Origin of the sequence: Luteibacter mycovicinus, assembly GCF_000745235.1 — a bacterium.
Lineage (GTDB): Bacteria > Pseudomonadota > Gammaproteobacteria > Xanthomonadales > Rhodanobacteraceae > Luteibacter > Luteibacter mycovicinus.
Map to the genome: position 1 here is coordinate 3,189,255 of NZ_JQNL01000001.1, position 26,221 is coordinate 3,215,475.

A 26,221-nucleotide genomic window follows, 5' to 3' on the forward strand; every position below is an offset into this window, starting at 1 on the left:
GAGGATCCGCCATGAAAAGTCGCATGCTTGCTCGCACGCTTCACGTCGCGTTTGCCCTCACGGCCGTTTGCGGCGTGATCAATGTTGCTTTCGCCGACGACGCCATGGGGGCGCAGAAGACGGTCATGGTCGGTGGCGCCGCGATGTATCCGACGAAGAACATCGTCCAGAACGCCGTCAACTCGAAAGACCACACCACGCTGGTTGCTGCCGTGAAGGCTGCCGGGCTCGTCGATACGCTGTCGGGACCGGGTCCCTTCACTGTGTTCGCCCCAACCAACGAAGCGTTCAATGCGCTACCGGCCGGTACGGTCGATACGTTGGTCAAGCCCGAGAACAAGGCGACGCTGACCAAGATTCTTACCTATCACGTGGTATCGGGTCGCTACACTGCGTCCGACCTTATGGCACTGATTACCAAGGGTAATGGCAAGGCGAGCCTGACCACGGTTCAGGGCGAGCCGCTCACGGTGATGCAGTCTGGCAAGACACTCGAAGTGACCGACGCCAAGGGCGGTGTTGCGCACGTGACCATTGGCGACGTGCTGCAATCGAACGGCGTGATCCACGTTGTCGACAAGGTTCTGATGCCGTAAGTCAGGTATGAAAAAGCCCCGCACGTTTCCGTGCGGGGCTTACTTTTAGAGCATCGCGCGCGGAGCGCGCTTCTACAGAAAGACCCCTCCGCTCACCGCCGGCACGCTGGTCGGCTCAAGCACCATCGCCAACGAACACACCGGTAAGGGCGCGTCCTGCCTGGTCGAGCAGTACATGGTCGAAACCTTCCGCGACGGTAAGCGGGCGACGCCGTTCCTGTCCTCTGGCCATACGGTGAAAATCGAGGTCACCGACAAGCGTGGCGTATCGATCTTCAGTTTGATCGAGCAAGTGGTCCAGAAAGCATAATCGCTCGATCACTCGCTGTGCGCGAAGGAAGTACTGTTCCCTGATGACAGGAGAACATGCCTAGCTCCGAAGCAGGGAATTCCTACAGCAGAAGTAAGCTTGGCGCGGTACCGTGTGCCGATCCTTTCATTGGATCAACTCATGAAGACGGTGTGCTGGATCGTCGGATGTGCCGCGTTCGCACTGGTCATTGTGTTTTGCGGACCGACAAGGCCGGAGGACGGCGAGCGTGATGATGCGATCGCCGACGCCCTCTCGCTTACCAGGAAACGCGTCGACGGAGAGCCGCGCGCTTACGACCCTCTTCCGCAGCAAAGGGATGAGCTCGCTTATGCTCTGTCTTTGAGATCTGGCGAAAGTGGAATTCGAGCAACGAGGGGCCGCGGTGTCCGGTGTTACCACAATTGTCCGCCGCCGGTAGGTAGCGTGACCGCGTCGCCTCAGGTCGTGAGCGTGCCGGTCGGCGCCCTCGGCAATGTGACTGTCCACTGGCGATGGGATCAATCTTCCACGCAGGAGGTTAGCCAGCACGGCTGTCTCTGGGTGAGTGTAGGCAAGGAGAGCGAGGTGCATCTCGTGGATTGCGGTGCTCCGGGCCGTAATCACGAAACAAGTGTGCGTTGGGTCGGAATGGACACCTACGTGTTTCGCGTCGCACCGGGCAATCCAAAAGGACCGTTCACCAAGCCACTTGCGGGACTGTTCCAGCTTGCGCAGACGCTTGTCATCGGCGTATCCCAACGCTACGAATGAAAAAGCCCCGCACGTTGCCGTGCGGGGCTTCTCTTTAAATGCATCGCGCGCGGGGCGCGCTCCTACAGGGGAAGTGCGCGTTGCGCGGGTGCTTTTATTTTGCAGCCATCAACGCCTCGGTCATGTCGAGCATGCGGTTCGAGAAGCCCCACTCGTTGTCGTACCACGAGAGGACCTTGACCAGGGTGCCTTCCATCACGCGCGTCTGCGTCGAGTCATAGATCGACGAGTGCGGGTTGTGGTTGAAGTCGATCGACACCAGCGGGGCGGTGTTGACGGCCAGGATGCCCTTGAGGGCGCCGTTGGCGGCTTCGTTGATGGCGGCATCGATCTCTTCCTTGGTCGTCGCGCGGGCGGCGGTGAAGGTGAGGTCGACCACGGACACGTTGATCGTCGGCACGCGCATGGCGAAACCATCGAGCTTGCCGTTGAGCTCCGGCAGAACCAGGCCGACCGCGGCGGCGGCGCCGGTCTTGGTCGGGATCTGGCTGTGGGTGGCGCTACGGGCGCGGCGCAGATCCGAGTGGTAGACGTCGGTCAGCACCTGGTCGTTGGTGTACGCGTGGATCGTGGTCATCAGGCCGTGCACGATGCCGATCTTCGAGTGCAGCACCTTGGCCAGCGGCGCGAGGCAGTTGGTGGTGCAGGACGCGTTGGAGATGACCTCGAGCTTCGAGGTCAGCTTGTCGTCGTTGACGCCCATGACGAAGGTGCCGTCCACGTCCTTGTCGCCCGGGGCGGAGATGATGACCTTCTTGGCGCCGCCGGCGATGTGGGCGCTGGCCTTGGCCTTGGAGGTGAAGAAGCCGGTGGACTCCAGCACCACGTCCACGCCGTGCTCGCCCCAGGGGAGCTTGGCCGGATCGCGCTCGGCAAAGACCTTGATGCGGTCGCCGTTGACGATCAGGTCGCCATTGTCGACCGAGACCTCACCCGGGAAACGGCCGTGAGCCGTGTCGTACTGGGTGAGGTGGGCGTTGGTTTCCGCGTTGCCGAGATCGTTGATCGCGACGATCTGGATGTCCTGGCCGTTCTTCTTCGACTCATAGAGCGAGCGCAGGATGTTGCGACCGATGCGACCGTAACCGTTGATGGCGACCTTGATGGTCATGTGCAGCCTCCGGGTGGGATTTGCTAACGAGGTAAGGGCAGGTGCGTAAACCTCCATGGTAGCGGAACGTCGCAGGGGCCTGCTTGCTGCACCGCCGCGATCTGTCATCCGAGTCTCAGTCCGGCTGTGGCACACTTGCCCGTTCGCCCCGTCCGGAATCGTTTACAGGCTCATGAACGCCGTTCTCAAGCGCCGCACCATTGCCGCCCTGCTGGCCCTCGCCGTCCCCGCCTTCGCCACCACCGTTCAGGCCTGGGGCGACATCGGCCACCGTATCGTCGCCGAGCTGGCCTTCCGCCAGCTGGACCCCTCGGCCAAAGCCGAGGTGGAGCGCCTGCTCAAGGCCGACGGGGACGATTCCCTGCCCGACGTCGCCAGCTGGCCGGACCGCCTGCGCGACAACCCGGAGACGAAGGAACTGGGGAAGGCCACCGGCCCCCTGCATTACATGGACTTCGTCGACGGTAAATGCCATTACGTGCCGGCCCGGCAGTGCGCCGGTGGCAAGTGCGTGGTGGGCGGCCTCGAGAAGTACGTCGCCATCCTGGGCGACCGCCACAAGTCCAACGCCGAGCGGGCCGAAGCGCTGAAGTTCGTGGTCCACTTCGTGGGCGACGTGCACCAGCCGCTGCATGCCGGCAACCGTGACGACAAGGGCGGCAACGACTACCAGGTCCAGTTCGACGGCAAGGGCACCAACCTGCACAGCGTGTGGGACTCGAAAATGCTCTACACCCGCGACCTCAAGTGGCAGGCCTACGCCGACCGCCTGGCCGCCGAAGGCCCGGTCACGCTCCCGAAGCCCCACGCGCCGCTGGATAACCCCTACGCCCAGTGGGCTGAGGAATCCTGCGAGATCGTGGCGAAGGACGGCTTCTACCCGGACTCGCACAAGGTCGACGACGCCTACATCGCCAGAAACCTCCCGGTCGCCGAGACCCGCCTGCGTGAAGCGGGCAAGCGTCTCGCCGACCTGCTCAACAAGACGCTGGACTGACCCGCGCCCCGAATTCGCATTCGAAGACAAGGTAGACACAGATGACCGATATCCAGGTTCGCCGTACCAAGATCGTCGCCACCCTCGGACCCGCCACCGACGTGCCGGGCATGCTTGAGAAAATTCTGGAGGAGGGCGTGGATATCGTTCGCCTCAACCTCTCGCATGGCGTGCCTGACGACCACCGCGCCCGCGCCAATGCCGTGCGCGCCGCCGCGCTGAAGGTCGGTCGCGAAGTCGGCATCCTGGCCGATCTGCAGGGTCCGAAGATCCGCATCGAGAAGTTCGCCGACGGTCCGATCGACCTGATGGCCGGTGACAACTTCACCCTCGACTGCCGTCCGGACGCACCGGCCGGCACCCAGACCCACGTGGGCGTCAGCTACTACGACCTGCCCAAGGACGTCGTCCCGGGCGACGTGCTGCTGCTGGACGACGGCCTCATCGCGCTGTCGGTGCTGGAAATTTCGGGTACCGAAATCCGCACCCGCGTCATCATCGGTGGCCGCCTGTCGGCGCGTAAGGGTCTCAACCGCCAGGGCGGTGGCCTCAGCGTGTCCGCGCTGTCCGACAAGGACCGTAACGACATCAAGCTGGCCGCCGAGATGGGCGCCGACTTTCTCGCCGTCTCCTTCGTCCGTTGCGCCGAAGACCTGCACGAAGCCCGCCGCCTGATCCGCGAGGCTGGTGGCGACGCCGCCATCGTTTCCAAGATCGAGCGCGCCGACGCCATCCCCGTGCTCGGCGAAATCATCGACGCGTCCGACGTCGTCATGGTCGCACGTGGCGATCTGGGCGTGGAAATCGGTGACGCCGAGCTCCCGGGCCTGCAGAAGAAGATCATTCGCGAGTCCGTGCAGCGCAACCGCTCGGTGATCACCGCGACGCAGATGCTGCAGTCGATGGTCCGCGCGCCGATTCCGACCCGCGCCGAAGTGCTCGACGTGGCCAACGCCGTGATCGACGGCACCGACGCCGTCATGCTTTCGGAAGAGACCGCGGCCGGTGCGCACCCGGACAAGGCCGTGGCCGCCATGCGCCGCATCTGCCTCGGCGCCGAGCGTCAGTTCGAGCCGCGCGGCGACCTGCGCCCGGACGTGCAGTCGCTCGACCGCAGCGACCAGGCCATCGCGCTCGCCGCCATGTCGCTGGCCGCTCAGGTCGGCGTGCGCGCCATCGTGGCGCTGACCGAGTCGGGTGCAACCGCCCAGTGGCTGTCGCGCTATCGCTTCGCGGTGCCCATCTATGCGATGTCGCCGTCCGACATGGCCCGCCGCCGCATGCTGATGCTCCGCGACGTGCAGCCGGTCGACTTCGCCCAGGGCAACCTCGATCCGGCGCACACCGCGCGCGCCGCGCTCCAGCACCTGTTCTCGCTGGGCAAGCTGACCAAGGGCGATCGCGTGATCCTGACCCACGGTGACCACATCGGCCGTGGCGGCGGTACCAACACTCTGAAGTTGCTGGTGATCGGGGACGACGGTATCGCGGATAGCCTGCGCGACCTGTAAGACCGCGTGGGGGCGCGCCTCGCGCGCGCCCCCACGTCAGGGTGTGATTTCACACGCAACGCAAACGCCCACAGGGTTAAACTCAACGCCCTGGTAAACCACCGAGGGCGTCATGATCCGCATTTCTTCCCGCACCGGCGCCATCGCCGCCGCCGTCCTCCTCCTTGCCGCGGGCTCCGCGCAGGCGCAGAACCTCCGCCGTGTCGCCCCCGAGCGTCTGACCGGCTACTGGTACCTCACCAACAAGTCCGTCAGCCCGGACGTGCCGAACACCGGCAAGAACCTCAATCAGCCGACCTGCGTCGCCGTCAGCTACATGATCGGCTCGGACGGTCGCACCCAGAACGCGAAGATCGAGAAAGTGGTCCCCGCCGGCGATCTCGGTCAGGTCGGCGTGAGCATCGTCAACCAGCTGGTCTACGTGAAGGGCAACCAGAACGGCACCGCCGTTCCCGTGCAGACCTACTACGTCACGGGCTTCAACCTGCCCGAGGACCCCGCCGCCAAGACGGCCCTCCTCGATAAGTGCAAACTGCCCGGCTACGACCAGACCACTTGATCGCATCGCACAACATGATTCGCGGGGTAGCCGTTTATACTCCGTCGGCTTTGCATACCACTAAATCCATGGAGTCCTCATGAGCATCGAAAACCTCGAAGAAATCGCGCAGGCGATGGTCGCCACCGGCAAGGGCATCATTGCCGTCGACGAGTCGACCAACACCATCCGGAAGCGTTTCGAAGCCGCCGGCGTCGAGAACACCGAGGAAAACCGTCGGGCCTACCGCGAGCTGCTCCTCACCGCACCGGGCCTGGGCGATCACATCTCCGGCGCGATCCTCTTCGACGAGACCATCCGTCAGAAGACCGGCGACGGCACCCCGCTCGTCGACGCCATGAAGAAGGCCGGCATCATCCCAGGCATCAAGGTGGACAAGGGCCCAGTGCCGCTGGCCGGCTTCCCGGGCGACGTCGTGACCGAAGGCCTCGACGGCCTGCGCGACCGCCTCAAGGAATACGCCCAGCTCGGTGCCCAGTTCGCCAAGTGGCGCGCGGTGATCAACATCACCGAAGACAACCCGAGCTCGACCGCCATCGAGGCCAATATGCACGCGCTGGCCCGCTACGCCGCGCTTTGCCAGGAAGCCGGCCTGGTGCCGATGGTCGAGCCCGAAGTCGTCATGGACAGCCCGGACAGCACGCACGACATCGACGTCAGCTACGACGTGCACGAGGCCGTCCTGCGCAGCCTGTTCAACGCGCTGTACGAGCAGAACGTCATGCTCGAGGGCACGATCCTCAAGGTCAGCATGGTCATCGCCGGCAAGCATTCGCCGGAACAGGCCTCGCCCGAGGAAGTCGCCGAAGCCACCGTCCGCGTGCTGAAGGCCACCGTGCCTGCGTCGCTGCCGGGCATCGTGTTCCTGTCCGGCGGCCAGTCCGACGCGCAGGCGACCGAGCATCTGGACCTGATCAACAAGCTGGGCCCGCATCCGTGGCCGGTCAGCTTCTCCTACGGTCGCGCCCTCGTCGCCGAGGCGCTGAACGTCTGGTCGAAGGATCGGAAGGGCAACGTCGCCAAGGCCCAGGCCGTGGTGCACGAGCGCGCCAAGGAAAACGGCGAGGCTGCGCTGGGGCAGTGGAAGAAGCGCTGAGCCTTGACTGCTTCGGAACATGAAAAAGGCGCCGGGTAACCGGCGCCTTTTTTTATTTCCCGTGTCGCGGCGTGGTTAGAAGCGATATTCCGCCGACACCGACGTCATGTTGGTCGACAGATCCAGACCATCCTTCTTGGCATCGTAGTGATCGTAGTTGATGCCCATGCTCCAGTTTCTGTTGAAGTCATAGCCCACGCCCGCACCCGCATACCAGCTGGTCTTGTCCAGATCGTGGCGGTTGATGTCGTCGTTGCTGGTGCCGTGACCCTTCCACGAGTAGATACCTGCGCGGCCGCTGATGTACCACTTCGGATCGATATTGAAGTGGCCATTCACGCCGGCGGTCCAGCCGTGCAGCTCGGACTTGCGACGATCGACGACGCGATCGCTGTTGAAGACATTCTTGGCGTGGATGTTGCCCAGGTCGTTGTAACCGGCCTCGACACCCAGGGCAGCCCACGGGCTCACGGCCCAGCGGTAGCCGCCGTTGACCGCGTAACCGGTGTCGTGGCCGTCATAACGGCCCTTGTCCACGGATGTGCGACCGACGTTGCCGTTGACGAACCAGCCAGCGCCGTTGGCGTCTTGCGCAAAGGCCGGAGCCGCAACGGAACCGGCGGCGACGAGGGCGAGCGCGATGAGGGTCTTCTTCATGGTGGATCTCTCCTGCTTTTCTTCTTGTTCGCTGCGACGGCCATGGGGGAGTGCCATCGACAACGGCGCGGGGCCGGGGTGCCTCGCGTGAAAAATTAGATAAGGACAGGCCTTCGAGATTCAATACCGATCAGTGCAGTATTAATAAAAATTTAAGCCGCGACGGGGTGGCGTCGCGGCTTAAAGGTTGAGCGTAAAACGTTGTTACGTGGCGAACGTGTCGCTTAGAAGCGGTATTCACCCGCCAGCGAGACGATACCGGTCGAGCGCTTGATGCCGCGCGAGATTTCGCCGGTAGCGTTGTTCTTGACCTTGCCCGCGTCAGCGTGGAAGTAGTCGTAGTTGGCGCCAACGCTGAAGTGCTCGTTGATATCCCAACCGGTGCCGACTCCGCCGTACCAGCTGCCACGGTCGGCCTTGCCGCCGTTGGAGAAGCCCAGATCCTGGCTAACGCTGTTGTTGTAGTTCTGGTTGTTGTCGTTGGCGCGGAAGTAGCCGCCATGCGCGCTGAGGTACCAGCCCTGAACCAGGTTGACCTTACCGTTCACACCGACCATCCAGCCGCGCAGCGCGTTGCGCGTGCCCTTCTGATCGACGTCCTGGCCGTCTTCGAAGACGTTCTTGACGCGGTAGTTGCCGAGATCCGCATAGCCGGCTTCAAGGCCCAGGCCGAGATCCGGGCCGACCTTCCAGCGATAGCCGCCGAGCAGGCCGTAGCCGGTGCGACGGTCCTTGTTTCCCTTGAGGAAATTGAAACCGCCGTTGTTGCCGTCACCGAAGCCGCCATTGTCGCTGCCATTGGTGCGGCCGACCTGGGCGCCGATGAACCAGTTACCGCTACCGACGGCCTGGCTGGGCTGATAGTTGCCGGTCACTGCCGGGTTGGAATCCTGTGCGAAGGCCGGAATGGCCGCAAACGAGGCGCAAGAGACTGCAAGGGCAAGGGCTGCCTTTTTCATGGGACTGTTCCTCTTATTTTCGGGGCGGCCAACACCCAGGGGGAAGGGGGAGTGATGCTGGCCTTGTACGATTAGAGGCCTTCGTACCTGAAGAGATTCAAAAAGCAGAACTAAAAGATTAAGGCTTGGTTAACTTCCCTGCCGCGGCATGAACATCCACGACAAGCTCATGCCGGATGCGCGACAATCGTGGTTTTTCCGCCGCCTGTTAACTGGAGAATGCCGATGACGACACGCCGCGAACGCGCAAACGCGATCCGCGCCCTGGCCATGGATGGTGTCCAAGCCGCCAATTCCGGTCATCCGGGCATGCCCATGGGCATGGCCGACATCGCCGAGGTTCTGTGGGGAGATTTCCTTCATCACAACCCGACGAACCCGCACTGGCCCAATCGCGACCGCTTCGTTCTGTCGAACGGTCACGGCTCGATGCTCCAGTACGCCCTGCTGCACCTGACGGGCTATGACCTCGGCATCGAAGACCTCAAGCACTTCCGCCAGCTGGGCTATCGCACGGCCGGCCACCCTGAGTACCACCACACCCCGGGCGTCGAGACCACCACCGGTCCACTCGGCCAGGGTCTGGCTAACGCTGTCGGTTTCGCGATCGCCGAGGAAGTCCTCGCCGCGCGCTTCAACCGCCCGGGCCACGACATCGTCGATCACCACACCTTCGTGTTCGTCGGCGACGGTTGCCTGATGGAAGGCATCTCGCACGAAGTGTCCTCGCTCGCCGGTACGCTCAAGCTCGGCAAGCTCGTCGCGATCTACGACGACAACGGCATCTCGATCGACGGCGAAGTCCATGACTGGTTCACCGACAACACAGCCGAGCGCTTCCGCGCCTACGGCTGGAACGTCGTGGTCGGTGACGACGACAAGCCGGTCGACGGCCACGATGGCGAAGCCATCAAGAAAGCCATCGCCTCGGCCACCGGCCAGAGCGAAAAGCCCTCGCTGATCATCTGCAAGACGATCATCGGCTTCGGTTCGCCGAATAAGGAAGGCAAGGAATCCTCACACGGCGCCGCTCTGGGTGCGGACGAAATCAAGCTCACGCGCGAGCGCCTGGGCTGGAACTACGGTCCTTTCGAAATCCCGCAGACCATCTACGATTCGTGGTCGGCGAAGGAAAAGGGCGCACAGAGCGAGCAGGCCTGGAACGAAAAGTTCGACGCGTATGCGAAGGCTTTCCCGGAACTCGCCGCCGAGTTCAAGCGTCGTACCTCGGGCGAGCTGCCGGGTAACTGGAAGAAGGATTCCGACGCCTACATCGCCAAGCTTCAGGCCGAAGGCCCGGTCGTGGCTTCGCGCAAGGCATCGCAGATGGCGCTCGACGCGTTCGGTCCGCTTCTTCCCGAGCTGATCGGTGGCTCCGCGGATCTGGCTCCGTCGAATCTCACCATCTGGAAGGGTTCCAAGAACATCGCCGACGGCGGTGCCGAAGGCAACTACATCCACTATGGCGTGCGCGAGTTCGGCATGTCGGCGATCTCCAACGGCATCGCGCTGCACGGTGGTTTCGTGCCGTACGACGCGACGTTCCTGGTCTTCTCCGACTACGCCCGCAACGCGGTGCGCATGTCCTGCCTGATCCCGGCTCACGCGATCCACGTGTACACGCATGACTCGATCGGTCTGGGCGAAGATGGTCCGACCCATCAGCCGGTGGAACACCTCGGTTCGCTGCGCCTGATCCCGAACAACCGCGTGTGGCGCCCGGCCGATGCGGTCGAGTCGGCCGTGTCCTGGCAGAAGGCGATCGAGCGCACGGGCAACCCGTCGTGCCTGATCTTCTCGCGTCAGAACCTCAAGCATAATCCGCGCACGGAAGAGCAGGTCGCCAACATCGCCAAGGGCGGCTACGTCCTCTGGGAATCGGCCGAGAAGTTCAAGGCGATCATCATCGCCACGGGCTCCGAAGTCGGTATGGCCGTCGAAGCCGCACAGGCACTCGGCGACCAGGGCATCCCGGTCCGCGTCGTCTCCATGCCCTGCACCGAGGAATTCGACGCGCAGCCGGCCGAATACCGCGAAGGCGTCCTGCCGTCGTGGTGCCGCGCCCGCGTGGCGGTGGAAGCCGCCAGCGTCGATTTCTGGAGCAAGTACGTCGGCCTCGACGGCACGGCGGTCGGCATGACGACCTTCGGCGCTTCGGGCCCGATCGACAAGCTGTATGAGCACTTCGGCATCACGACCACGGCTGTGGTCGATGCGGTCAAGAGTGTCGTCAAGTAAGTCGCGTTCTTGTCTGTAAAGCTGGCGACCCAGGGGCCCGGGTCCGGTATCGCACCGGACCCGGGCCCGTTCGTTTGAGGAGGCCCTAGAGTAAACATGACTATGAAGATTGCTGTTGTCGGCACAGGTTATGTCGGACTGTCGAATGGCGTTCTGCTTTCGAAGATCGCCGAAGTCGTCGCGCTGGATATCGTCGAGAGCAAGGTGAAGATGCTCAACGAGCGCCGCTCGCCGATCGTGGACGCCGAACTGGTCTCGGCTCTGGCCAGTGACGGACTGAATTTCCGTGCAACGCTGGATCCACGGGATGCCTACGAAAATGCCTCGTTCGTCATCATCGCGACACCGACCGACTACGACCCCCAGACCAACTATTTCAATACCGGCTCCATCGAGACGGTGATCGGGCAGATTCTGGAGATCAACCCGAAGGCGACGATGATCATCAAGTCGACCATTCCGGTGGGTTACACGCGCAAGCTGCGCGAACGTTTCGGCGTCGAGAACATCATCTTCTCGCCGGAGTTCCTGCGCGAAGGCAAGGCGTTGTACGACAACCTGCACCCATCGCGAATCATTGTGGGTGATCACTCGCAGGAGGCGAAGGCCTTTGCCGAGCTTCTGCAGCGTGGCGCGGAGAAAAAGGACATCCCCGTTCTCTTTACCGATTCGACCGAGGCTGAGGCGATCAAGCTGTTCGCCAATACCTATCTCGCCATGCGCGTTTCGTACTTCAACGAACTCGATACGTACGCGGTGACGCACGGCCTGGACAGCCGACACATCATTGAAGGCATCTGCCTGGATCCTCGCATCGGCGCCGGCTATAACAATCCATCGTTCGGCTATGGCGGCTACTGCCTGCCCAAGGATACCAAGCAGCTGCTGGCCAACTATCAGAGCGTGCCGCAGACACTGATCAAGGCCATCGTCGAGTCGAACACGACGCGTAAGGACTTTATCGCTGACGATATTCTGCGGCGAAAGCCGAAGGTGGTGGGTATCTATCGCCTGATCATGAAGAGCGGATCGGATAATTTCCGCTCGTCGAGCATCCAGGGGATCATGAAGCGCATCAAGGCCAAGGGCGTGGAAGTCATCGTGTATGAGCCCGTACTCGAGTCGGAAGAGTTCTTCCATTCCCGAGTCGTCAACGATTTGCCGAAGTTCAAGAAGGAAGCTGATGTGATCATCAGTAACCGGATGGCTGAGGCGCTTTCCGATGTGGCGGATAAGGTCTATACGCGCGATTTGTTTGGCGATAATTGAGGTTGGGGATCGGGCGCTTTCGCGCCCGGTGATCCTGCAGCCGCAGTCCTGTCGCCACGCGGTGACAAGCTTCGTTAAGCTTCACGCGACAGAGCCGGCAACGCTGTTAAAAAAGGCCCCAAAGGGGCCTTTCTCGTTTATCGGCCTTGATGAAGTGGTTCGTGCAGCTTTGCCCCGCAAGTATGGGGATCGCCAATGCAATGCGGACCATTTCCGCCGCGTCGGGTTGCGCGGTCGTATTCCCGGGCAGCCCACACTGGCTTTACGTGATGCTGCCGCCAATGGCTGGTGCCCGGCCCTCTTGTTCTGGACGGGACTTTTTCTGGTGCAACAACTATCGCTTGCCCGTGTTCGGTGACGATGAAGGTGCGATCGCGCCCGTTGCTAGCAGTCCATCACACCGCTCGGCCCGCCGCGTCGTAAAGGACGAAGTTGCCATCGCGTTGCATGATCGCCTGTACTGCGCCACGGCCATGCGTGTTTGTAGACCAGATTGCTCGCCACGCGCCGTCTGTTCAGTAAACGACGAAATTTCCGTCACTCTGCATGATGGCGACATAGCGCCCGTCTTTAGAGTGCATACTTTCTCTGGCCATCAAGCTCTCACCTGGCACCGGGAGAGCATGTCGTTGAAGGTACGGTCGACGATCCAGCTGGTGAGGTTTGTGGGTGCCCAGTTGCCGAAGCGATGCCCGCTGCGGTGCGAGCGTTTTCGTCGGTGACACGTGCGCCGGCCACCAGGTCGAGCCACTGAGCGCGGAGACGACGGACAAGCTCCCAGGCGGCATCCGCGTCGTAAGTCGGATCGCTGTCCATCATGATGTAAACGTCCGCATCGATAAGGGCGAACATGCGGCGCACGCCGTTTCCCTTGCCTTGCTAGCGCTTGTGGAACACCTCTGTCGCTGTCCGATGGGCGACCTCGGCCGTGCCGTCCGTCGAGTTGTTGTCGAAATATGGTGATCTGAGCCTGCGGAAGGCTCTTGCGGAAACCCTAGGCGACGGCAGGGATCGCCAAGGCCTCGTTGAAGCAGGGGATCAGGACCGCGACGAGGGGTGGGCGGCTTCCATTGGGACGAACTCCGTTCCGCGGGGGCAGGCACGATGGGACGTTCACCGGGGCGGAATGCCCACGCCGGACGGGCTGAAGGGCGCGCCCACCAATGCGGCACCTTCATTTTTTTTGCCTTCTCCGGGGTCTCCCCTTACCATGCATGACGCGCCACGCTGGCATGTCAAGGGATGTGCTGCCTCGCGGTCGCAGGCGGCGAGGTGACGCCAGCGTCCGCAATTGGATTCACTTGCGTGAGTGCAAACACGAATGTCGCCAACGGGACGTCATCCTGGGGCAATCACCACTGATTGAGACTGATCGCATGCCTGAGGATGGTTTATGAAGCAGGCACTGGACGAACAACGCCTCGCGGTCATCCGTGCCCGCCTCCTCAGGATGCATTTCGAAAGCGGCGTTGGACACATCGGTGGCAACCTTTCGGCCGTCGATGCCTTGGCCTTGCTCTTTAATGAGCGCATGGGCGAGCACGATCGCTTCCTGCTTTCGAAGGGCCACTCCGCCGGTGCCCTGTACGTTGCATTATGGAGCGCCGGAAAACTCTCGGATGAGGACCTGCGCACATTTCATCGTGACGAGACCCTCCTCGCGGGCCATCCGCCGGCAAGTGGTATCGCCGACATTCTGTTCGCGACGGGCAGCCTCGGTCACGGGTTGTCACTGGCCTCGGGGACGGCGCTGGCACTGAAACTCCAGGGGCTTCCCGGCCACACGTATTGCCTCATGTCCGATGGCGAATGGCAGGAGGGATCGACCTGGGAAGCGTTGATTTTCGCCGCCCATCGGCGCATGAGTGGCCTTACCGTGCTCGTCGATCACAACGGTCTGCAGGGGTTCGGCCGCACGCACGACGTGGCGTCCATGTTCCCGCTGTCCGAGCGGCTTAAGGGCTTCGATGTCGATCTGCATCTGGTTTCCGGCCATGACCTGGACCAGATGCGCGGTGCTATCGATGCGGCTACCGATCGCCTGAAGGTCATTGTTCTCGAGACCATCAAAGGCAAAGGCGTCTCTTTCATGGAAAATCGCATGGAATGGCACTACCTGCCGCTGAAGGAGCCGGATTACCAGCAGGCTCTCGTCGAATTGGGCCAGGCATGAGGACGCAACTCTGCGATGCGCTTGTGGCGCGCGCGAAAGATCCCCGCATGGTGTTCCTGACGGGTGATCTGGGCTTTATGGCGCTCGAAGCGCTGCAGACCGCCATGGGCGATCGATTTATCAATGCGGGCGTCGCTGAGCAGAATATGATTTCCGTGGCGGCCGCGATGGCCCGGCAGGGTATGAGCGCCTGGGTCTACAGCATCGCTCCTTTTTGCTATGCCCGGCCTTTCGAACAGATTCGCAACGATGTCGCCTTTCATGGGCTTCCCGTCCGTCTCATTGGCAACGGTGGCGGCTACGGCTACGGCGTGATGGGTCCGACGCACCACGCCATCGAGGACTACGGCGTCCTCCTCACTTTGCCGAATATGCGAGTGTATGCGCCGGTCTTCGATCAGGACGTTGCCGCGGTGATCGACAAGGCGGCGGGCGATATCAGGGCCGCCTATATTCGTCTGGGCCGGGGCGAGCCGCCCGTCGGCTTCGAGGTGCCCGCATACGCGCCGTGGCGTGAACTGGTGAGCGGTGCGGCGATGCCGGTGATCGTGGTTGGCCCGCTTGCCGGGACGTATATCGATAGCCTGCAGCGTCTTCCCTTTGAAACGAGGCCGAGCTTGTGGGCAGTTTCCGAACTGCCGTTGGCGTTGAACCCGCTTCCGCAAGACCTTCTCGATAAAATGATCGCGGCCAAGAAAGTAGTCGTTGCCGAAGAGCACGTCGCTCATGGCGGCTTTGCCTCGGACCTTTCCATGTATTTGCTAGGTCGGGGGAAGGGCGTTGCGCTCGTCCATCTCCATGCAAAAGCACACCACTATTCCCGTTACGGATCCCAGGCCTACCTGAGGGCGCAATCGGGACTTGATCCGCAGACCTTACTTGGCGCCGTGGGTGCCGGCTGACCATGAACGACCTTAATCAACATATCCGCGCGCTTCACGGCCCCATCCTCGTGACGGGCAGCGCAGGCTTCGTGGGCGCCAATCTTTTTCGAAAGATTCTTGCCCTTCGTCCGGACGTTTACGCTGTCGTTCAGAGCTCGACCAACTGGCGCCTTGAGGGCGTCGGCGAAGCGAATCTGGTCGAGGCCAACGTGAATGATGCCGCAGCGTTGAGACACCTGGTCGAGGAGATTTGCCCACGAACGGTGTTTGACTGCGTGGCTTATGGCGCCTATTCGTTCGAGCAAGATCCGCGACTGATTTACGAAACGAATTTCCAGTCCATCGTCAGCTTGACGACGATGCTGGCGGATCGTTCCATCAGTGCGTATATCCATGCTGGCAGTTCATCGGAATACGGCAGTAACAGCGCAGCCCCGCAGGAAGACGCGCGGTGCGAGCCCAATAGCCACTATGCCGTATCAAAAGTCGCTGCGGCCGAGTATCTCTCCTACCTGGGGAAGGAGCGCGCGTTTCCCTGCGTCAATCTTCGTCTCTACTCGGTTTACGGGCCTCTCGAAGACGGTTCGCGGCTCATCCCGAATCTCATCTACAAGGCGTTGCAGGGTTCGCTTCCGCCCTTCGTTGACCCGGCGACTTCACGGGATTTCGTTCACGTTGACGACGTTTGTGCGGCTTTCATTTACGCTGCGGCGAAGATGAATCCCGATCTCTACGGCGAGAGCCTCAATATCGGGTCGGGACGTTGTACGACGATCGAATCGCTCGCCGCCATCACGCGTGACGTCTTCGGTGTGACGGAGGAGCCTCGCTTTGGTGCCATGGAGGGGCGATCGTGGGATCTCGCCGACTGGTTCTCCGATCCGACGAAAGCTCACGACATGCTGGGTTGGCAGGCTCAGATATCTCTCGAGGATGGCCTTCGGTCAACTTCCGGGTGGGTTGCTACGCTGAGCGAGGATGAACTTGCGCAGCGGTCGAAGAAGTCGACTAACCGAAAGCGTCGCAGTGTTTCGGCCATCATCGCCTGTTACAAGGATGAGCCGGCCATTCCAGTCATGTACCGGCGCCTGAAAGACACGTTCTCGCGTCTTGGCATCGATCACGAGATTATTTTCGTCAACGACTGCAGTCCGGACGATAGCGCTGCGGTCATTCAAGCCATTTCAGCTAGTGACCCGTGCGTTATCGGTATCACGCATTCCCGCAATTTCGGCTCGCAGATGGCCTTCCGCAGCGGGATGGAGCTGGCATCGAAGGATGCGGTTGTGTTGCTTGACGGCGACCTTCAGGACCCGCCCGAACTGATCGAGGCCTTCTACGCGAAGTGGGAAGAAGGCTTCGACGTCGTTTACGGTCGTCGCGTGCAACGCGAGATGCCCTGGCATTGGGGGCTGTTGTACAAGGCCTTCTATCGTGTGTTCGCGGCATTCAGTTACGTTCAGATCCCTCTCGATGCGGGCGACTTCTCGCTGATCGATCGCAAGGTCATGCAATGGCTGCTCGATTGCCCGGAGCGTGACTTGTTCATGCGAGGTTTGAGGGCTTATGTCGGCTTTCGGCAGACCGGTGTCGACTATGTTCGACCAGAGCGGATGTTCGGCCATACGACCAACACGCTTACCAAGAACATCGACTGGGCGAAGAAAGGCATTTTTTCGTTCAGCAACGTGCCACTCACGCTCCTGACGACCGCCGGACTTGGCCTGCTTGCGCTGTCAGTCGTGGCGGCAATCGTCGTTGCAACCTTGCGTATCGTCTGGCCGGATATCGCGCCTCGTGGTGCGACGACTATGCTCATCGCGGTACTGATGTTCGGTTCCCTGAATCTGTTCGGGATCGGCCTGGTCGGTGAGTACATCGGTAAGATCATGCTGGAGGTCAAGCAACGGCCTCGGCTTATCCGGGCTGCGCTGATCCGCCATGGCGTCATAACGCCACAGGTTGCGAGGCCCTCCCGCACGCGATCCTTCGATGAAAGAAGCTCCGGATAAATTCATGCAGAGCCAGACGACAGAAAATTCGCAGGGACCTGGCGACCGTGTCGAGCGCGTATGCCCGGTATGCGGCAGTCCTTCCGCCAGTGCGCGACGCTTTCTTGACGAGCGGATCGATCCATCGCGGCTCAACGAATACAGTTTCGCGTCGCGCAAAGAGCCGGAATTCTTTAACTATCGTATGGTCCAGTGCGTGACGTGCGACGTCGTGTTCGTGGACCGGCCGCCATCGCAGCAAGCGCTTCATCAGGCCTATCACGTCGCGGAGTACGACAGCTCGGAAGAAGCCGAGGACGCAGCGGCTGCTTACCTTCGCGAACTGGAGCCCATCCTCCAGCGGATCGACTTGGGAGCCGCGCTGGAAATCGGTACAGGCACCGGTATCCTGCTCGAGGGGCTGGCGACGCGCGGCTTCTCGCAGGTAGCGGGCGTCGAGCCTTCGACGGCGGCTATCAAGGCGGCGCCCGCCCACCGACGGCCCTGGATCCGCGAAGGGATCTTTCAGGAAGACGACTATCAGCCGGAATCGTTCGATCTCATTTGTTGCTTCATGACACTCGAGCACGTCAAAGAGCCGCGCGAGATCGCGGAATCCGTTCATCGGCTGCTAAAGCCGGGCGGCGCGTTTGTCACCGTGACCCACGATTACCGAAGTGCCGTCAATCGCTTGCTCGGACGTCGGTCCCCGATCATCGATGTCGAACACATGCAGCTGTTTTCCCCGCAGAGCATCGTGGAGTTGTTCCAGCGTTCGGGTTACCAGCAGGTGGTGGCGCGTCCGTTTGCGAACCGCTACGCGCTCTCGTACTGGGTGCGTCTTATGCCCCTCGGCGCGACGCTGAAGCGCGTGACTTCACGACTGCTCGCGAGTCTCGGTTTGGCCAGTAATAAGGTTTCGATCAACGTAGGGAATATGGTGGCGGTCGGCTACCGACAAGTGGACGCCGTTCGGCACGACTCGTGAGGCTGGACGTCCGTTTCATCAAGTTTCTGATGGTTGGGGCACTGAACACGCTGTTCGGCCTGGGTATCTATGCACTGCTGATTCGCGCCGGAGTGCCCATCTGGGGTGCTTTGATTGGCGGTAATGTCGCCGGAATTGTTTTCAACTTCTTCACGACGGGGCACCTCATCTTTTCGACGGTCGCCGTCTCCAGGGCGCCACGTTTCGTCGTGGCGTATCTGGCGTGCTACGCCATCAACTACCTCGCGCTCGCGGGATTCGCTTGGCTACATCTGGGTCCCATCGAAAGTCAGGTCGTGTTGACGCCCTTCATGGCGGTCGTGTCCTATGTTCTGATGTCCCGATACGTTTTCCGCTCAGATCAGCCATAAAGCTATCGTTCGCCCGCTTCCGGAATATGCGATGCCACTTTCCCTGAATATTTCATCCGAAGCCAAAAGGGCGCTCGTCGTCGGGCTACTCTTTGTGTTCGTGTTTTTTGCATGGGAGGGTCGGCAGGGCTTCAGTCTCTGGGACGAAGGTTACCTGTGGTATGGCATCCAGCGCGTCATGCACGGAGAGGTGCCGATCCGTGACTTCCAGGCTTACGACCCTGGACGCTACTACTGGAGCGCCCTGATTATGTGGGTGAGCGGTAGCAGTGGTATCTCAGCGGTGCGCTATACCCTTGTGATCCTTCAGGCTGCCGCGCTCGTGCCGGTATTGGCCTGGCTCGGTGCGAGCAGCAATAAGCGGGGGTCCGGAACCTATCTCTTCATTTGCGCATTGACGCTCATGGTCTGGATGGTGCCTCGCCACAAGCTCTTCGACATTAGTATCTCGATAGGTCTGGTTTGCGTCCTCGCTGCCTGGACCCTTCGTCCGACGACGCGTCGCTATTTTGGAGCGGGCGCCTTCGTGGGCTTCGTGGCGTACTTCGGGCGTAATCACGGCATCTATGGTGCCCTCGCCAGCATCGGGATCCTGGTGTACCTGGCGGTTCGATGCGAAGACTGGCATGCCTGGTGGAGAGGCATCGCATCGTTCGTTGTGGGTGGGTTTGTCGGCTATCTGCCGATGTTCGTCACCATGCTTCTCGCACCGGGATTCACGTCGGCGCTTATTGAAAGCATCAAGTTCCTGTTCGACGTCAAATCGACCAATCTCCCCCTTCCTATCCCATGGCCTTGGCTAGCTCGGTTCGGCACCGTCGGGCTGGTGGATGCATTCCGCGACTTGACGCTGGGGATGTTTTTCCTTTCGACGCTGGCCTTCGGTGCGTCGGCCATCATCTATGTGCTCTTTTGTCGCTGGAGGCATCGGGCCGTGTCTCCGCTGCTGGTGGCATGCGCATTTGCCGCCATCCCATACGCCCATTACGCATTCTCGCGCGCCGATGCGGGCCATCTCGCACAAGGGATCTTTCCGACGCTGATCGGCATCCTGACGTTGGCTGGCACCAGATCCGCGCTGTCGCGTTATTTCATAGCGGTTCCGCTGTGTGTAGCGAGCATCTTCGCCATGCTGCCGCTGCATCCAGGGTGGCAGTGCATGGGTGCGAGACATTGCGCACTGATGAATATTGACGGAGACAGCCTTCGGGTTGATGCCGTCGCCGAGAAGGATGTCTTGCTTCTGCAAAAACTGAAGCGTGACTTCGGCTCCACGGGGCGGCCTTTCTTTGTCGCGCCCCTGTTGCCCGGCGCATATGCATTGCTGGGCGCGCGCTCACCGACCTGGGAAATATACACGGCGTGGAATCGCAGTGATGCGTTCCAGCAGGATGAAATCGCCAGGCTCAAACAGGCCAGGCCGGCATTCGTGGTCGTGTATGACCTTCCCCTGGACGGGCGTGAAGAGCTTAGGTACAAAAATACCCATCCGCTGATGGATCAGTACATCAAAGACAACTTCGAGCGCCTCGAGGGGTATTCGGTCAACCCGGCTCATGAGGTCTACCGTTCTCGGGACGCCGCTAGAGGATCACGCTGAATTTATGCCGCGGCCAGGCAGTCAGCGACGAGTTGCCTTCACGAAGTACCCCAAGGGATCTTCCTTGGCACCTAGTCCGAAGAGTTCGGCCACATGGGCGGCCACGACGAAGCCAGCGGTAAGCGGCAGCGTCACGATGAACAGGGGGAGTGTCCATAGCGATCTTGCGATCGATCGCGTCGGGGCGAGTCTGAGCGAGAGCACGACCAGCTTGCTCGCAATGGCGGTGATGTCGGTGCCTCGCTCTGCGATCTCCACGGCGTGGAAGCCATTCGCCTCGAAAAGCCTGGTCAGGCGCTCACGCGTGAAACGGTGGAAATCGTAGGGAACATGATGGCGGCGCGCTGACCAGGGAACGGTGACGAGTAGCGTCGCGTCGTGCCTGAGGCATCGTGCGACTTCGCGAACGACGACATCGGGATCCTCGACGTGTTCGAGGACTTCGATGCAAATGGCGCTGTCGAAAGACGCGTCAGGAAAGGGGATAGTTCGTCCATCGTAATACGTGATCCCCTCGCGTCCCTGTTTCATGCCGAATTCCTCGGCATTCCCGATATCTATGCCCTGGTAACGAGCGGTGGGCGGCAGCCATTCGCGCCAGGGTGATTCACCCGCGCCGACGTCCAGCACATTGCCGTCCAGTCGGGCCATCGCCGGGCGCAGCGGCCGCACAATCGTCAGCAGTTGCAGGTCGACCATGCACCTGACCCTGAACATGAAGGGATTTGATGAGGGCTTCTTTACCGAAATGGGTTTGAATGCCTCTGTCTGCATGGCCTGCGTCACTGTCTGGATGGCTTAAGGATATGAAGCTGGGGTTACGGTACTTTCGATAGTGCGGGGCGCGGAGCGTAGCGGATAGCGTCGTAGCTACCGAAATCCAGTGTCCCGTCGCGGCGATATACGGCATCGTAGTCCGTTAGCCATGCCTGTGCATCGTCGCCTTTGCGGATGAGTACCCATCCCGGCGCATTCAGTCTGCGCGCGACGCGGTCGAGGAACTTACGTCGCAAGTCCGCCGGAAGATAGAGGTAGTTTTCCGGCCCATGGTAGGCGCTCCAGGGCAACCCTGGGGTAGCGCCTTCAAGGTTCAGTGATGGGTCAAGGACGGTCACAAATTCGTGGCTTGCCGCCCAGATGGTTCGCATTCCGTGCGCCGCGTCACTGCCGGCAGTAGCCGGCGGATTGGGTCCCGCCATGGTCTGGTTGCTTGCCGCGCCCGCCGGATTCATGTAGCTGAAAGCCTGTATGGCGCGTTTCGGATGGAAGTCCAGAAGATTTCCATCCGCCGTCACGCTTGCCCAGTTATGCCAGTTAGCCAACATTGGGTATACGAGGATGGCCGCGAGGAGACCGTTCGTCGTGACTCTCACCATAGGGGCGTGGTTTTCATGCCGAAGCGTGATCAGGAGCAGAACGAAAAAGGCACAGACATTGAGCAGGTTGTTGTCGTGACTCCGACCGAGGAAGTACGACGTGACGCCGAAGGCGGCAAGAAGGAGAATCACGATGCGATGGGTCTGCGCGTCGTCCGGCGCGCGACGCAGTCTTTCGTACAGCGCCATCGCTCCCAGTGTCCCGGCCAGGGCGAAGAACCAGATGATGCCGAACGGGCGCACCGGCACCGGTCCCGGAGGATATAAGACGTACGCAAAGTAGGCGTCGGCGGTTGGAAAGATTCCGTAGCCAAGGCGATACGCGCCTATAAAGCCAATGCAGGCCACCAGGAGCCAGCTTCCCAGCGTGACATTCGCCCACACGAAACTGCGCAGGCGGTCTTTCTTCTCGGCGCCGACGCAGCGAGCCCAGACATAATAAGGCCATTATACCGCGCTGACCTGAAACGCACTTTCGGGGGACCAAAGGCAGGGAGGTCGCCATCAAGCCCAGGAGAGCGGCTCCCAGACAGAGGTAGATGGCCACTGTTAGAGGCTTGTTGTCCATGTCGTTGCGTCGAGACCCTTGTCAATGTGGCGAAATGGGGCCAGCGACTCGCATGTGCCCCTGGGCGACCGAGTCGGCAGCCATCATAGCGTGCCGCACCGCACTCCCGTGCCCGGGGGGACTACCTCGGTGCCAGAAGTTCGCCAAGACGATCAGGGGCGCTGCCCAGACGTGCCAAGTGAGCATATTGCAGCGGTCCCGATGCGTGGAGCGTGGTGCTCATCGTTTCGCCGTCGACACTCCACGTCAGTTTGAGAGGAGCTGGCGACCTATTTCGCAAGAGCGCTGCTAACGATTCAAAGGAATACGGTTTGCCATTGATTGCATCGATTTTGATGCCGGGGGCCAGTCCCGCCTTGAACGCAGGACCTTCCCACGCCACGCTGCGAATCACGCCGCCCTTGCCGATAGTAAATCCGATGGCGCTGGAGAAATCGCTGGCGCCGCTGTCCAACTCGTTTGCGCGGCTGTAGTCGCTTGGCGTTCCATCGAAGACGAGTCGATAGCCCTCACGCTCGATGCCATTGAGGACAATGGTGGGGTCGTGGGTATCCAGCCGCTTGCGCAGGAAGCCTGCCCAGTCCAAGGGTGCTACACGGTTGAGCGCAGCGCACACATCGGCAAACGCGTAGGTTCTCGTTGACAGATCGCCTTCGGCTCCACCGGCAAAGAAGTCCCGCGCAAAGTCATCGATACCTTTCACCTCATGGGTCTGCTCACGAATCTCCGCATCGACGGCCAGCCAGAGGAATACACCCTCACCGTAGTAATCCTCACGCCGTTGCCAATCACGCCACGACGTGGAGCGGCCGCCGGCGGTAATGATCGCATCGTTGGTACTGTCCTGCAGCGACTTCCAGGTGCGTCCCTTCTGAGCGAGCACCTGCGCCGCACCCACCGCCAGCGCATCCAGCGTTTCCTGTTTCGTCCGCAGTCCGGAACGCGCCGCCAGCACGCGCCCCCAGAACTCGGTCTGGCCCTCGTACACCCACAGTAGGCTGCCCCGTGCGGGCGTGTTGAAGTCAGCTGTCCAAAGATCGGCAGGCTGGCGATAACGCCCGTTCCACGAATGGACGAACTCGTGCGCCAGCAGGTCGGCGTTGATGAGGTCGCGCTCGTCCCCGGCAAAATAGTCCGGCGGCAAGGTGTCGGTGCTGGACTGTGCCTGCTCGCTGCCGCCGGGACCGGGTAGCGCGTTGTCCAGCGCCAGCAGGAAATCGTAGTGTCGGTAATGCCGCTTCGGGAACACCTTGCCTGCCTGCTGCACCATCGCCCGAAGCGCGTCGAGTTGGGCCGATTTGATGGCGATCCTGCGCTCGTCATCGGCAAACACATTCAGGGTGACCGGCGCTTCGCCTTTGCGCGCTAGCGCATAACGCCCGACGTGGCGCGACGCGTAGACGGGCGAGTCGACCAGTGTCTCCAGTGAGGTGGTGCGAAACCCTGAGGCATCGCCCGGGTTGCTCTCCAGCGCCGTGGCGGAGGCGAAGCCATTTGGCAAGGTAACTCGTGCGCTTACAGGGATATTGCGCGTGAACCACCCTGCCGGGTAAAGCACAACGTTTTGCCAGGGTACCGTGACCGTGGACGCGGTCATGGCAACGGCGCCCTGGCGAAGACTGAAGGGCGAGAGGTATTGGAACGACACGTCGAGCGCTTTCGCGTCGGCCGGAACGTCCACATGGAAGGCGAACATGTTGACGGTATCGCGTTCCCATTTCAGGGGCCGGCCGTTCGATACGACGGTCAAGCCTGTGAGGCCCGCTACCGACGCCGTCGGGGCATGGCTTGCGGTTTCCCATTGCGGGTACAGGAGGACCATGGGTCCCGCTGCCTGTACCGGGATCGACTCCCGGACGCGGTAGATGCGCTGGCTCAGGTTGGAGGCGTCGACATCCAGCGTTATCTGCCCGTTGAAAGGCACGTCGCGTGCGACAGGAATCGGCGGGGGAAGGGGTGCCGGCTGCGGGCCTTCGGAAGCGAGGCTTGCCTGAGCGAAGAAGAAGGACAGAACGACGGCGGAAGCAACGACGCGCATGCGGTGCGATACCTTGGCGGGAGGGAGTGGTGCCAGCTGGGTGCCCCCACGATAAGCGCATCGTCGCGGGGCACCCAGTGACCATCGGCATGGCCGCCCGGTCGTCCATTCAGGCCTCAGCCGGGAACGGTGGCACCCACCAGTGTTGCGATTTCAGCCGGTGTTTCAACCACCTTCCAGGCCCCGGCCTTCTCCAGTTCCTCGCGATCGCCGAAGCCCCAGAGGACGCCGATGCCACGAACACCGTTGGCGACCGCGCCGTCGATGTCGAAGTGGCGATCGCCGATCATGATCACGTCGTCCACGATGTGCCCGAAGTCCGCGATCGCCGCGGCGATCATCTCGGCTTTCTCGCTCTTCGACGTCGACGGATCGGGCGCATAGAGCGCATCGAACGCGTCGCCGAAGGGTAGGTGGGCGATGATCGGCTCCGCATGCGGCCGCACCTTGCTGGTGACGACCGCCAGCTTGTGACCTGCGCCCGCCAGTGCGGAGATCAGGTCGGCGATGCCCGGGTACACGGTGTGCTCGGACCAGCCGACATCGTGGAACCGCTGCGAGTAAGCCGCGACGGCCTGCTCGACGCGTTCGCTGTCACCATTCAGGAGTTCGCCGAAGCTGACCCGAAGTGGTGGACCGATCCATGAGCGCAGCACGGTGTCGTCAGGCACGTCCGCGCCGACGGTCGCCAGCGAATGGCGAACGCCGGCGAAGATGCCGATCTCCGAGTTGATGAGGGTGCCGTCCAGGTCGAAGAGAATGAGCATTACTTCGAATCCGCACGAGCCTTGAGCGCGGCCACGGCCGGAAGCTCCTTGCCTTCGAGGAATTCGAGGAAGGCGCCGCCGCCCGTCGAGATGTACGACACGCCGTCTTCGATGCCGTACTTGTCGACGGCCGCCAGGGTGTCGCCGCCACCGGCGATCGAGAAGGCCTTCGACGAAGCGATGGCACGCGCCAGCGTTTCCGTGCCCTTGCCGAACGCGTCGAACTCGAACACGCCGACCGGGCCGTTCCAGACGACCGTACCTGCCTTGGCGATCAGGTCGGCATAGCGCTTTGCGGTATCCGGACCGATGTCGAGGATCATCTCGTCGTCGGCGACCTGATCCACCGCCTTGACCGTGGCCTTCGCCGTGGCCGAGAACTCGGTGGCGACCACCACGTCGGTCGGCACCGGCACGTCGGCGCCACGTGCCCTGGCATCCGCCATGATCTTTTTCGCGGTGTCGAGCAGGTCCGCTTCGACCAGCGACTTGCCGACCTTGTGGCCGGAGGCGAGGATGAACGTGTTGGCGATGCCGCCGCCGACGATCAGCTGCTCGACGCGACCGACGAGGTTCTGCAGCAACTCGAGCTTGGTCGACACCTTGGATCCGGCGACGATGGCGAGCAGCGGCTTCTGTGGGTTTTCCAGCGCCTTGCCCAGCGCGTCCAGTTCCTTCGCCAGCAGCGGGCCAGCGGCCGCGACGGGAGCGAAGCGAATCACGCCGTGGGTCGACGCCTGCGCGCGATGCGCGGTGCCGAAGGCATCCATGACGAAGACATCGCACAGGGCGGCGTACTTCTTCGACAGGGCCTCATCGTCCTTGCCTTCGCCGACATTCATGCGGCAGTTCTCGAGCACGACGACTTCGCCGTCGGCCACGTCGACGCCGTCGAGGTAGTCGCGTACCAGGCGTACGTCTTTGCCGAGCTTTTCGCCGAGCCACTCAGCCACCGGCTTCAGCGAGGAAGCTTCGTCGAATTCGCCTTCCTTCGGCCGGCCAAGGTGCGAGATGACCATCACCTTCGCGCCAGCGTCGCGCGCTGCAACGATGGTGGGCAGGGAGGCATCGAGGCGCTGGGTGGACGTGATCTTGCCGTTCTCGACAGGCACGTTCAGATCTTCACGGATCAGGACTCGCTTGCCTTTGAGGTCGAGGTCTTGCATGCGAATGACGGGCACGGTGAGGCTCCAGCTAGGGGAAGGAGAATTCGCCATTGTCCGCGTCCTTGATGGGGTGGCGCAAATCCGTGTCGCCAGCTGGGCTGGCTGTTACAGGTCGCCAGCGGGGCTGGCTCCTACAACATTGCCGTAGCCCTGTAGGAGCCAGCCCCGCTGGCGACCCGCGCGGCAGCGCGGCAAGGCTTGCCCCGGTCCCAGCGCTAGAATCGGGAATTCCCCGCCAAGGAA

22 protein-coding genes and 1 pseudogene are annotated in these 26,221 nt (G+C 61.8%); 15 read left to right on the plus strand and 8 right to left on the minus strand.

All coding sequences use genetic code 11. The annotated features are described in order from the left end of the window. Positions 1-11 precede the first annotated feature (11 nt). The 3 genes and pseudogenes from FA85_RS13985 to FA85_RS21955 all read left to right on the plus strand — a co-directional run bounded on the left by FA85_RS13985 (position 12) and on the right by FA85_RS21955 (position 1,659). Positions 12-596 carry a fasciclin domain-containing protein gene (locus FA85_RS13985; protein WP_036115836.1) on the plus strand — a complete coding sequence of 195 codons (585 nt, stop codon included), beginning with the start codon at positions 12-14 and terminating at the stop codon, positions 594-596. Between the two features lie 79 nt (positions 597-675). Next, a pseudogene (locus FA85_RS22430) lies at positions 676-906 on the plus strand (fumarylacetoacetate hydrolase family protein); the annotation flags it as partial. A gap of 426 nt (positions 907-1,332) precedes the next feature. Then, complete coding sequence (locus tag FA85_RS21955) at positions 1,333-1,659, plus strand: hypothetical protein (RefSeq protein WP_156108796.1); 327 nt, start codon at positions 1,333-1,335, stop codon at positions 1,657-1,659. Positions 1,660-1,753: 94 nt separating this feature from the next. Here FA85_RS21955 and gap read toward each other — a convergent pair whose 3' ends face one another. Further along, entirely contained in the window at positions 1,754-2,770 is a 1,017-nt protein-coding gene (gap, locus tag FA85_RS13990; protein ID WP_036115833.1) for a type I glyceraldehyde-3-phosphate dehydrogenase, read from the minus strand. A gap of 172 nt (positions 2,771-2,942) precedes the next feature. On the opposite strand from gap, the gene FA85_RS13995 reads away from it, so the two are divergent. The 4 genes from FA85_RS13995 to FA85_RS14010 all read left to right on the plus strand — a co-directional run bounded on the left by FA85_RS13995 (position 2,943) and on the right by FA85_RS14010 (position 6,933). Continuing rightward, positions 2,943-3,767, plus strand: coding sequence for a S1/P1 nuclease (locus FA85_RS13995; RefSeq protein WP_036115830.1), 825 nt, complete (start codon positions 2,943-2,945; stop codon positions 3,765-3,767). Between the two features lie 41 nt (positions 3,768-3,808). Then, positions 3,809-5,278, plus strand: coding sequence for a pyruvate kinase (gene pyk / locus FA85_RS14000; protein ID WP_036115828.1), 1,470 nt, complete (start codon positions 3,809-3,811; stop codon positions 5,276-5,278). 112 nt (positions 5,279-5,390) lie between these two features. Then, positions 5,391-5,837, plus strand: a complete 447-nt coding sequence (locus tag FA85_RS14005) for an energy transducer TonB (RefSeq protein WP_036115826.1) — start codon at positions 5,391-5,393, stop codon at positions 5,835-5,837. A 79-nt stretch (positions 5,838-5,916) separates the two neighbouring features. Continuing rightward, complete coding sequence (locus tag FA85_RS14010; protein WP_036115824.1) at positions 5,917-6,933, plus strand: class I fructose-bisphosphate aldolase; 1,017 nt, start codon at positions 5,917-5,919, stop codon at positions 6,931-6,933. A 75-nt stretch (positions 6,934-7,008) separates the two neighbouring features. Here the strand turns inward: FA85_RS14010 and FA85_RS14015 are convergent, their stop codons facing one another. Beyond that, positions 7,009-7,590 (minus strand): porin family protein, encoded by a 582-nt coding sequence (locus FA85_RS14015; protein ID WP_036115822.1) that lies wholly within the window; start codon positions 7,588-7,590, stop codon positions 7,009-7,011. Positions 7,591-7,814: 224 nt separating this feature from the next. Continuing rightward, positions 7,815-8,549, minus strand: coding sequence for an outer membrane protein (locus tag FA85_RS14020; protein ID WP_036115820.1), 735 nt, complete (start codon positions 8,547-8,549; stop codon positions 7,815-7,817). Positions 8,550-8,774: 225 nt separating this feature from the next. Between FA85_RS14020 and tkt the strand changes: the two genes are divergently transcribed. The 8 genes from tkt to FA85_RS14060 all read left to right on the plus strand — a co-directional run bounded on the left by tkt (position 8,775) and on the right by FA85_RS14060 (position 20,063). After that, a complete protein-coding gene (tkt, locus tag FA85_RS14025; RefSeq protein WP_036115817.1) occupies positions 8,775-10,787 on the plus strand; it encodes a transketolase in 2,013 nt (670 codons plus the stop codon). A 102-nt stretch (positions 10,788-10,889) separates the two neighbouring features. After that, the gene (locus FA85_RS14030) at positions 10,890-12,056 is read left to right on the plus strand and encodes a nucleotide sugar dehydrogenase (RefSeq protein ID WP_036115814.1); all 1,167 of its coding nucleotides are present in this window, start codon (positions 10,890-10,892) and stop codon (positions 12,054-12,056) included. Between the two features lie 1,393 nt (positions 12,057-13,449). Then, positions 13,450-14,229 carry a transketolase gene (locus FA85_RS14035; protein ID WP_036115811.1) on the plus strand — a complete coding sequence of 260 codons (780 nt, stop codon included), beginning with the start codon at positions 13,450-13,452 and terminating at the stop codon, positions 14,227-14,229. Then, positions 14,226-15,131 (plus strand): transketolase family protein, encoded by a 906-nt coding sequence (locus FA85_RS14040; protein ID WP_036115809.1) that lies wholly within the window; start codon positions 14,226-14,228, stop codon positions 15,129-15,131. The genes FA85_RS14035 and FA85_RS14040 overlap by 4 nt, the downstream gene beginning before the upstream one ends. A gap of 2 nt (positions 15,132-15,133) precedes the next feature. Next, complete coding sequence (locus tag FA85_RS14045) at positions 15,134-17,125, plus strand: NAD-dependent epimerase/dehydratase family protein (protein WP_036115807.1); 1,992 nt, start codon at positions 15,134-15,136, stop codon at positions 17,123-17,125. 4 nt (positions 17,126-17,129) lie between these two features. After that, entirely contained in the window at positions 17,130-18,092 is a 963-nt protein-coding gene (locus FA85_RS14050) for a class I SAM-dependent methyltransferase (RefSeq protein ID WP_051943956.1), read from the plus strand. After that, the gene (locus tag FA85_RS14055) at positions 18,089-18,463 is read left to right on the plus strand and encodes a GtrA family protein (protein WP_036115804.1); all 375 of its coding nucleotides are present in this window, start codon (positions 18,089-18,091) and stop codon (positions 18,461-18,463) included. The genes FA85_RS14050 and FA85_RS14055 overlap by 4 nt, the downstream gene beginning before the upstream one ends. A gap of 31 nt (positions 18,464-18,494) precedes the next feature. Further along, positions 18,495-20,063 carry a hypothetical protein gene (locus FA85_RS14060; RefSeq protein ID WP_051943954.1) on the plus strand — a complete coding sequence of 523 codons (1,569 nt, stop codon included), beginning with the start codon at positions 18,495-18,497 and terminating at the stop codon, positions 20,061-20,063. 21 nt (positions 20,064-20,084) lie between these two features. Here FA85_RS14060 and FA85_RS21020 read toward each other — a convergent pair whose 3' ends face one another. The 5 genes from FA85_RS21020 to FA85_RS14085 form a co-directional block, all read right to left on the minus strand. Further along, positions 20,085-20,762, minus strand: a complete 678-nt coding sequence (locus FA85_RS21020) for a class I SAM-dependent methyltransferase (RefSeq protein ID WP_051943952.1) — start codon at positions 20,760-20,762, stop codon at positions 20,085-20,087. 119 nt (positions 20,763-20,881) lie between these two features. Then, entirely contained in the window at positions 20,882-21,823 is a 942-nt protein-coding gene (locus tag FA85_RS14070; protein ID WP_139382840.1) for a hypothetical protein, read from the minus strand. 305 nt (positions 21,824-22,128) lie between these two features. Beyond that, complete coding sequence (locus tag FA85_RS14075) at positions 22,129-24,045, minus strand: M61 family metallopeptidase (protein ID WP_036115799.1); 1,917 nt, start codon at positions 24,043-24,045, stop codon at positions 22,129-22,131. Positions 24,046-24,161: 116 nt separating this feature from the next. Next, complete coding sequence (locus tag FA85_RS14080) at positions 24,162-24,812, minus strand: HAD hydrolase-like protein (RefSeq protein WP_036115797.1); 651 nt, start codon at positions 24,810-24,812, stop codon at positions 24,162-24,164. Continuing rightward, positions 24,812-25,993, minus strand: a complete 1,182-nt coding sequence (locus tag FA85_RS14085) for a phosphoglycerate kinase (RefSeq protein WP_036115794.1) — start codon at positions 25,991-25,993, stop codon at positions 24,812-24,814. Before FA85_RS14085 ends, FA85_RS14080 begins: the two co-directional genes overlap by 1 nt. Positions 25,994-26,221 lie beyond the last annotated feature (228 nt).